The organism is Pseudomonas sp. CGJS7 (assembly GCF_036961695.1).
Genome location: NZ_JBAMDI010000304.1, coordinates 1 through 1253, shown reverse-complemented (window position 1 = coordinate 1253; position 1253 = coordinate 1). Strand labels below are relative to the sequence as shown.

Annotated in this window: 1 protein-coding gene; it reads left to right on the top strand. The window is 62.4% G+C overall.

Going from position 1 to position 1253, the window contains the following annotated elements; genetic code table 11:
- Positions 1-9: 9 nt before the first annotated feature.
- On the top strand, positions 10-1253 hold a 1244-nt coding region (locus V7787_RS52800), incomplete at its 3' end, for an acetolactate synthase large subunit (protein WP_064491417.1).

Below are 1253 nucleotides of genomic sequence, written 5' to 3'. Positions count from 1 at the left end.
ATGGCCCAAATGGCCAAGGCCGCCGATGTCGTTGTGCAATGCCTGGAAAACGAAGGTGTCGAGTATGTATTCGGCATTCCCGGTGAGGAAAACCTCGACCTGCTCGAATCCCTGCGCAAGTCGAAGATCAAGCTGGTACTGACCCGTCACGAGCAGTCTGCAGGTTTCATGGCTGCCACCTACGGTCGTCTGACCGGCAAGACCGGCGTCAGCCTGTCGACCCTCGGCCCTGGTGCCACCAACCTGGTGACCGCCAGCGCCTACGCCTACCTGGGCGGCATGCCGATGATGATGATCACCGGGCAGAAGCCGATCAAGAAGTCCAAGCAGGGTCGCTTCCAGATCATTGACGTGTGCGGCATGATGGACCCCATCACCAAGTACACCCACCAGTTCGCCTCGGCCGACAACATCCCGGCCCGCATGCGCGAAGCCTTCCGCCTGGCCGAAGAAGAAAAGCCGGGTGCGGTGCACCTGGAGCTGCCGGAAGACATCGCCGCCGAGCAGACCGACGCGCTGCCGATCCCGCGCAGCCTGCACCGCCGCCCGCTGGCCGAGCACGTGGCCATCGAAGCTGCCGTCGAAAAACTGCAGAACGCGCGCAATCCGATCCTGGTGATCGGTGCCGGTGCCAACCGCAAGATGACCGCCAAGGTCCTCAAGCAGCTGATCGACAAGACCGGCATCCCGTTCATCACCACCCAGATGGGTAAAGGCGTGGTCGACGAGCGCCACCCGCGCTTCCTCGGCAACGCTGCGCTGTCGTCGGGCGACTTCGTTCACCGCGCTGTCGAAGCCGCCGACCTGATCATCAACATCGGCCACGATGTGATCGAGAAGCCACCGTTCTTCATGGTTCGTGGCGGCACCGAAGTCATCCACATCAACTTCCGCTCTGCCGAAGTCGATGCCGTGTACTTCCCGCAAGTAGAAGTGATCGGCGACATCGCCAACGCCGTGTGGCAGATCAGTGAAGCACTGAACGACACGTCGCACTGGGACTTCACCCGCCTGATGGCCATCCGTGAAGCCAACGAAGCACAGATCGCCGAAGGCGCCGACGACGACCGCTTCCCGGTCTACCCACAGCGCATGGTGGCTGACATCCGTCGTGTACTGCCGTCCGAAGGCATCGTCGCCCTGGACAACGGCATCTACAAGATCTGGTTCGCCCGCAACTACAAAGCGCACAAGCCAAACACCGTGCTGCTGGACAACGCCCTGGCGACCATGGGCGCCGGCCTGCCATCGGC